The following is a 7,267-nucleotide window of genomic DNA, read 5'->3' on the forward strand; positions in this document are numbered from 1 at the left end:
TCCCTCCTAATGAGTGGTGATGAGCAGACAACCCTGCTCTCGCCACCCATTGTACGACAGTCATCCGACCAAAATAATCCAATTATTTGTGTGATCGATGTCCGCTTTTTTGCTTAGCCGGTATTCATTTTCGATTGCGCCTCAGCCTTTGATCGCCCCGGCCGCAATCCCTTTGATAATGAAACGCTGCATGAACAGGAAGAAGACGATAATCGGGATAAGCCCCATCACCGCATAGGCAAACGCAAGGTTCAAGTCGCTGCTGTACTGCCCGAAGAAGAAGTACTGCTGCAGCGGGATCGTCCGGAAGTCTTTGCTTTGCAGATACAATAACGGCAGCAAGAAGTCGTTCCATATATAGAGCGCGTTAAGGACAAGCACCGTCGCGGTCACGGGCTTCAGCAGCGGCATAACGATACGGACGAAAATCCCCGGCGTAGAGCAGCCGTCAATGCGGGCCGCCTCTTCAATCTCCCGCGAAATCCCCCGCACGAAGCCGGTAAAGAACAGAACCCCGGACTGGACGCCGAATCCGCCGTAGATCACGACGATTCCCCAATAATTGTTCAGCATATCAAGCGATTTGCCTAGCTGGTAGAGAGGCAGCATCGTAACCTGGAAAGGCACCATCATGCCGGAAAGAAACAACAGGAAAAAGAAATTGTAGAGCGGCTTGTTGCCGCGCGCGATCGCGTAACCGCTCAAAGCGGAGATGATCAGTATAAGCAGCACGGAAAGGACGGTGATGATTACGCTGTTCAGAAACGCGGTCGGGTACTTTGACGTATCCCAGGCATGAACGAAGTTGGCCAGATCCAGGGACGGCGGCAGCGCGTAAAAGGAATCAAAGGTCTGCTTCGCCGATTTAAGCGCCATCAGCACGGCCACGTAGAGCGGGAACAGAAACACGGCGGCAACCGCCGCAACGGCAATAAACACAAGCAATCGCGTGCTTCTCATTACATCTCCACCTCCCGCTTTCTGAATATCGTCACTTGCACGACCGTTACGATGACCAGAATGACAAAGAAAATCATCGATAACGCCATGCCGTAACCTGCCTTAAACGAGGAGAACGCGTTTTTATAAATAAACGTCGAGATCACCTCGGTAGCAAAGCCCGGTCCGCCGTTTGTCGTAACAAGCACGAGATCGAATACCTTCAGCGAACCGGTCAGGACGAGCAGCATGTTGATCGTCACCGACGGCGCAAGCAGCGGCAGCGTAACGTTGCGGAACACGCGGAGCGGCCCTGCTCCGTCAATGCGCGCGCTTTCCGACAACTCGGCCGGAATGCCCTGCAGGCCGGCAATGTAGATAATCATCGGCGCGCCAATGCCCTGCCAGACGGCGATAATGATTAGACCATACAGGGCGCGATCGGGATTGCCCAGCGGGCTGGTTACGTCCATCCCGAGATGGGCGAGCAGCCTCGGGAACCCTTGGCTGTAGTTATAGCTCCAGATGAAGCCGGCGAGTATGACCGATATAACGCTTGGCAAAAAGAAAATCGTGCGGAACAAATTCCGCAGCGGCAAATAACTGTCGAGCAGCAGCGCGAACAGAAGCGCAACAAGATTGACAAGCAGCGTTAGAATGATCGCATATTTGAACGTGTTGCCAAGAACCGTCCACAGATCGGCGTCTTGGAGCGCATTCACGTAATTGTCCCAGCCAATATAAGTCAACTTGCGGGAGATGCCATCCCAGTTCGTGAACGAATAACGTATTCCCGTTACAAAAGGCAAGATAACGGCGAACGTAAACAACAGAACGCCCGGAACGAGGAACAGAACATACCACATCTCGCGTCGAATCGTTTTTTTCAAGACTTCCATCGCTTTCTCTCCTTTCCGAAAGGAACGGCATAGGCTGTACCTATGCCGTTCGCGTCGCCAGTGCTCTATTATTTATGGTTTTTGGCAACCCAATCGTCGAGATCCTTAATGATGTCGTCTGCCGTTGCCTTGTTGAAAAATACTTTTTGCACGTATTGCGAGAACTGCGTCGTCCAGTCGATCGTTGTCGTAATATACACTTGCGAGTTGTACAGCTGACCGTTATCGAAGTAAGGCTTCAAATCCGATACGGCCGGAGCGATGTCAGCCGAAGCCCCTTTGACGTAAGTCAACGTCTTCACGTTTTCTACCCACGTGTTTGCCGCGGGAACGCTAGCCAAGTAAGCAAGGAATTTCATCGCGGCTTCCTTATGCTCGGATTTGCTGTTCACCGCTACGGAAGCGTCCGGGTTGAATTCCAGCTTGTTAAGCGCCGGATCATTGCTGAACGGATACGGGAAGTAACCCATGCCGGTTGCGAACAGCTCTGGATTTTTCTTCTCGATGTCCGGCAGCGGCCAGGTGCCCATGTACATCATGGCAGCTTCTTCGCGGGCAAACATGTCGACCGCTCCGTTGTAGTCAACGCCAAGCTGGTCTTTGTTGCCGTATTTGAACATGTCGAGGGCATGCTGAATCGTTGTCTTCGTGGCTGGATTGTCTGCGAACTTCGCTTCACCCTTCTCCAGCTTGTCGAAGAAATCGGTCTGCTTGTCTACGAGCACCGTGTTGCTCGGGAAGTCGCGGCTCAGCCACATGCCAAGCGGCCAGCCGTCTTTCCAGCCAAGCGCGAACGGCGTTTTGCCCGAATCTTTGATTTTTTGCGCTGCCGCGATAAGCGCATCGTATGTCGTAGGAATCTCGATACCGAGATCGGCGAAAATTTTCTTGTTATAAAATACGGCGATTGGCCCTGCGTTCAGCGGCATAATGTAGTTGCGGCCGTCCGTTGCTTGCTCGGCGAGCACGCCCGGATCGAAGGTCTTCATAAATGCCTGGTCGGTTAAGTCTTCCAGGTAACCGCCGTCTTTGTACAGCTTGGTCGTGCTGCCGGCGTTTAAAGTAAATACGTCAACGATATCGCCGCTGGCGAGCTTTGTCTTCAGCAGAGTGGCGTAGTCATCGAACTTGACCGGCTGTACGTCCACCTTGATATTCGGATTTTCCGCTTCGAACTGCTCGACGATTTTGTTGATGCCGTCCGTCGCGTCACTCTTGAAATGCATGAACGAGATGGTAACCGGTTCGGTATCTTCCGTTGCCGGCGCGCTCGCCGATTCCGTTGCCGAGTTGGCGGGCGCCGAAGCCGTATTAGCCGGGCTTGCGGCATTGTTGCCGTTATTTCCGCCACAAGCGCTCAGCAGCGCGGTCATCAAGGCAACGCTGAGACCAAGGCCGAGTTTCTTGTTCATTTTCCATATCCCCTTTGTCTGATGTTCTCGGATCGAGCGTTCTCGTTCGTCCTGATGCTCAGTTTACTGATTGTCGGCGGCTGCAGGAATAAAATAAATTGGAGATGCGATGTTCAATTTTTTGCAGGCTGGAATTCTGGCATCGGCGACTCCCGAAATTCCGATGGGGTTTGCCCGGTAAATTTTTTGAATACCTGGCTGAAATACCGTTGATTCTCGTAACCGACCAGCTCGGCAATATCGCTTACCTTATGATCGGATTCGCGAAGCAGCTCGCAGGCCTTTTCCATGCGCTTGCGCGTTACATACTCGATGAAATTTTCCCCTGTTGCCGCTTTGAATTGCCGGCTCAGGTAACTCGGGTCCATATGATAGCGGGTTGCCATATCGATCAGTCCGACATCTTCGAAATAATGCCCGTCCAAATACGCCACAATCTCGCTCATGGGATTAGCCGCATCATTCGAAGCCGCCCTGGCGTGTATATGCGCCTCTATAGCCGCTGACAGCTCAGCCACGTAGGCGTGAAGCGCGGAGAGCGTCATCACGCTGTCAATCGCGCGTTGATCGGACAGCAACAGACTGGCTGCGGCAATAGCCGGCCACTCGTTTCCGGCGGCAGCGCCAAGCTTGCGCAGCTCCTTCTGCGCGCTCCGGATGGACAATGATTCCGATATCTCCGCTTTGCGCGCAAACTCGCCAAGCATTCTGCGAACCGAAGCCGTTTGTCCGCCGACGATCGCTTGCTGCAGCAGCTTCGCGTCGAAGCCGCCGAGCATCTCGCCGCGCTCCCGCAGCTCCCGCGGCGTATCGGCTGCTTTTACCACGAACTCGCTTCCACGCAGCGGGCTGTCGTACAGACGCTCGCTCGCTTCCTCGAAAGCCTCCGGCAATTGGTCCAGCCGTTCGCGCGGATCGCTTAGTCCAACGACGGCATATAGCTGCAGCATGCGGCTCGTTGTCTCGTGGAAGGGAAGCAGCAGCTCCCGCACGGTCCCGCCGTCCATAGCCGGCTCTGACAACAGCAGGCAAAGACGCTGACGGTCGTCCGATTTGAAAACGTATAGCGGCGCGCCGCTCGTCAATTCGTTCATCATATTTTCGATGCTGAACATAAGCAGGTCCGCATTGCCGTTGAACTTGGTTTCCGAGAGCTCGCGGAATCTTCGAAACATGCAGACGGCAAGCCGATAGCGGCCTATAGGCGGACTCGTGAGAAGCTCCGCTGCTTGGGAGACGATATCGGCGTTGCCCACTATTCGCCGTCCCGTCACGTTTTGCAGAAACGTCTCGGTACGCAGCTTGCGCATTTCGCTTGCGAATTGCTGGCGCTGCTCGACGCTCATATGACTGCGGCTGGCCTGTATAGCTTTGACCATGGCATCCTTCAGGTCTGCATGCGACACCGGCTTCAGCACGTATTCGCATGCCTGGTAGGCAACGGCCGCTTTCATATATTCGAATTGCGAATGACCGCTGATCACGACAACCTTAATATGGTTGTACCGGTGATACAATTGCTCGAGGAACTGCTGGCCGTTCATGACCGGCATATTCATGTCCGTTACGATGATATGGGGCTTGCTGACCGGAATGAGCTCCAGCGCTTCCGCGCCGTTTCGGGCTTCCGCGACAACCTCGACATCCAGCTGCAGCTCATCTATCATTTTGCCAACCGATTTGCGCCCCCATGGCTCATCATCAACGACCATTACCTTAAACATGAGATTCTCCCCGCTTTCTGCATGGAATTCGGATACGAATAACCGTTCCTTCGCCCAGCTTGCTGTCCAATTCGAGGCCATACGAATCGCCGTATGCAAGCCGTATGCGCTCGTGAACGTTTTTCAACCCAATCGAGACCCCCGAGAATACTTCCATCGACTTCTTCTCCATATCGCTGCGCAGCTCCGCCAGCTTGGTTGGCGCTATGCCCGGACCGTTATCGCTGACGGACAATACGATTGTCCCTTCGTCCGTTTCAGCCCTGACCCGAATGAGCAGCTGCGCGTCATCCGGCCCGCCAAGCGCATGTATGACCGCGTTTTCTATAATAGGCTGCATAACGAAACGAATCGTGGAGACTTCCATTAACGACTCGGGCACGTCAAACTCCATGCGCAGCGACTCCTCAAACCGAAACTGCTGAATATACAAATAGTTGCCGACATGCGCCAGCTCCTGCCGGATTGTAGACTCCGTATTCCCCTCATAGAAGCTGTAGCGGAACAAGTCGCCAAGAGAACGGCACATCTCCGGAATTTCATAATCTCCGATCAGCACCGCCTTGCCGCCAATCGTTTGAAGCGTATTGTACAAGAAGTGCGGGTTAATCTGCATTTGCAGAGCAAGCAGCTGAGCCTCTTTGTTCCGAAGCTGCATCTGGTAACGCTGCTCGATCAGCTCCCGTATTTTTTCCGTCATGAAGTTGAAGCTTCGGGTCAGCTCGGATATGTCATCCCGGTAACGGTACGGCTGTGACAGCGTGACGTGGAAGTTGCCGTTGCGCACCTTTTTCATCGCCTGACCAAGCCGTTTAATCGGTCGTGTCAAATACTGCTGGGCAAAGAGCGACAGCAGCGAAATGCACACAACCGCAAATACCAAGGCCCCGATTGCGATCAGAAGCGTATTATTGCGATGGCGGGCCAGTTCTTCGTTCGGATAAATGATGGTTAGCGTGGAGTTCCCGTTATCCAGATAAGAGGTGCTGACGAGCAGATCCTGGCGCTGCTCGAAGCGGATCTCCTTCGGCTTCTTTTTCAGCTTGGCATCCGGCATGTCGAATGAAGGTACAATACCATCGTATTTGTCGCTCGTATGGTAGAAGGTTTCGCCCCTGGAGTTGCGCAGCACGATGACATTCGGAGACTGGTTATTCGCCTCGATTACTTTAGCGAGCTCTTTGACCTGAATGTAAAAAACAAGCGTGCCGATTTTACTATGGTAGAACGGGTCATAGATCGTAATGGCAAATACGAAAAAATCCTGCTTAAACGAAGAATCCCTGTAGGAAAAGGAGAGTGAGTTCTGGAACGGCAAATCGAGCATGTCCTCGTAATGGGGGATGCTCTCGTTAAAAGGGATAGAATCATAACTGGCCGCTCTCGACCAAAAGTCCTTCAGCTTATTGTCCTTGCCAAAAATCATGACTTTAATGACGGTATCCTTGTTCTTATTGGAGACAAGCGCATAGTAGTTCTTCAGCGACTCGCCAAGAGCAAAGAAATCCTCGTCGTTCATGTTACGGCCGTGCTCCATCAAATTCATGACACGGGGGAAACCGTACACCTGCAGCGCCGAAGAGGACAGATCTCGAAAGTACTGATTCAAATAGCCGGCTACATATTGCGCATTCTGGCTGGTGCTGCGGTACATCGTACGTTCCAGCGATTTCGTGCTTGATTCGTAAAAAAGATAAGACAGCACAAGCATCGGGACGAGAGACGTGATTACGCTGCTCCAAACAATCTTTGTCCGAATACTCCGGTTGACGAAAAGCCACTTGATTACCTTCATGGCAGCGGACCTTCCTGACTCTTACCCGCCGGAAAGACGGAGTCATCCATTACTCCAAATATCCGGACCTTATCCTCTGTCCGTAATTTTTGACCAACCTGTGTAGAGCTCGTCCAACCGATCATGCTACCCCTCGCTTTTCATGAAATCGATGCCAAATGGTGATGATGCATTATACCGTCTGGGCAGAATACCTGCAATTCAATTTATCGTTAATTCCATGTTCAATTTTTTGACTGATATAACTAGGCTCCATATCCTTTCGGAAAAACAAAAAAGAGCCTTGCTAAGCAAGGCTCCGTAATTTCAAATCATATGGTGCGGTTGATGGGACTTGAACCCATACGCCCGGTGGGCACTACCCCCTCAAGATAGCGTGTCTGCCGTTCCACCACAACCGCAAAAAGCAAGGTAAAGTGAGCCATGAAGGACTCGAACCTTCGACACCCTGATTAAAAGTCAGGTGCTCTACCAACTGAGCTAATGGCTCTCAAATAA

The 7,267-nt window shown here is 52.5% G+C and carries 5 protein-coding genes and 2 tRNA genes; all 7 read right to left on the bottom strand.

The window, feature by feature from the left end; all coding sequences use genetic code 11:
- Nucleotides 1-141: 141 nt before the first annotated feature.
- Nucleotides 142-960: a carbohydrate ABC transporter permease gene (locus PGL01S_RS27385; protein WP_127498362.1), complete on the bottom strand. Its 819-nt coding sequence runs from the start codon at nucleotides 958-960 to the stop codon at nucleotides 142-144.
- A complete protein-coding gene (locus tag PGL01S_RS27390) occupies nucleotides 960-1,838 on the bottom strand; it encodes a carbohydrate ABC transporter permease (protein ID WP_127498364.1) in 879 nt (292 codons plus the stop codon). Before PGL01S_RS27390 ends, PGL01S_RS27385 begins: the two co-directional genes overlap by 1 nt.
- Nucleotides 1,839-1,906: 68 nt before the next feature.
- Nucleotides 1,907-3,250 carry an ABC transporter substrate-binding protein gene (locus PGL01S_RS27395; protein WP_127498366.1) on the bottom strand — a complete coding sequence of 448 codons (1,344 nt, stop codon included), beginning with the start codon at nucleotides 3,248-3,250 and terminating at the stop codon, nucleotides 1,907-1,909.
- A gap of 113 nt (nucleotides 3,251-3,363) precedes the next feature.
- Nucleotides 3,364-4,974 (bottom strand): response regulator transcription factor, encoded by a 1,611-nt coding sequence (locus PGL01S_RS27400; RefSeq protein WP_164775608.1) that lies wholly within the window; start codon nucleotides 4,972-4,974, stop codon nucleotides 3,364-3,366.
- Complete coding sequence (locus PGL01S_RS27405) at nucleotides 4,967-6,769, bottom strand: sensor histidine kinase (protein ID WP_127498370.1); 1,803 nt, start codon at nucleotides 6,767-6,769, stop codon at nucleotides 4,967-4,969. Before PGL01S_RS27405 ends, PGL01S_RS27400 begins: the two co-directional genes overlap by 8 nt.
- A 316-nt stretch (nucleotides 6,770-7,085) precedes the next feature.
- A tRNA-Leu gene (locus PGL01S_RS27410) sits at nucleotides 7,086-7,170 on the bottom strand.
- A 16-nt stretch (nucleotides 7,171-7,186) separates the two neighbouring features.
- Nucleotides 7,187-7,259, bottom strand: a tRNA-Lys gene (locus PGL01S_RS27415).
- Between the last annotated feature and the right edge of the window lie 8 nt (nucleotides 7,260-7,267).

This window comes from Paenibacillus glycanilyticus NBRC 16618 (genome assembly GCF_004000805.1).
GTDB classification, from domain to species: domain Bacteria; phylum Bacillota; class Bacilli; order Paenibacillales; family Paenibacillaceae; genus Pristimantibacillus; species Pristimantibacillus glycanilyticus.

What these genes read in the sequence shown, in the direction of transcription:
- PGL01S_RS27400 (WP_164775608.1), bottom strand. Translation starts at nt 4,974, where the DNA reads ATGTTTAAGGTAATGGTCGTTGATGATGAGCCATGGGGGCGCAAATCG.
- PGL01S_RS27405 (WP_127498370.1), bottom strand. Translation starts at nt 6,769, where the DNA reads ATGAAGGTAATCAAGTGGCTTTTCGTCAACCGGAGTATTCGGACAAAG.
- PGL01S_RS27390 (WP_127498364.1), bottom strand. Translation starts at nt 1,838, where the DNA reads ATGGAAGTCTTGAAAAAAACGATTCGACGCGAGATGTGGTATGTTCTG.
- PGL01S_RS27395 (WP_127498366.1), bottom strand. Translation starts at nt 3,250, where the DNA reads ATGAACAAGAAACTCGGCCTTGGTCTCAGCGTTGCCTTGATGACCGCG.
- PGL01S_RS27385 (WP_127498362.1), bottom strand. Translation starts at nt 960, where the DNA reads ATGAGAAGCACGCGATTGCTTGTGTTTATTGCCGTTGCGGCGGTTGCC.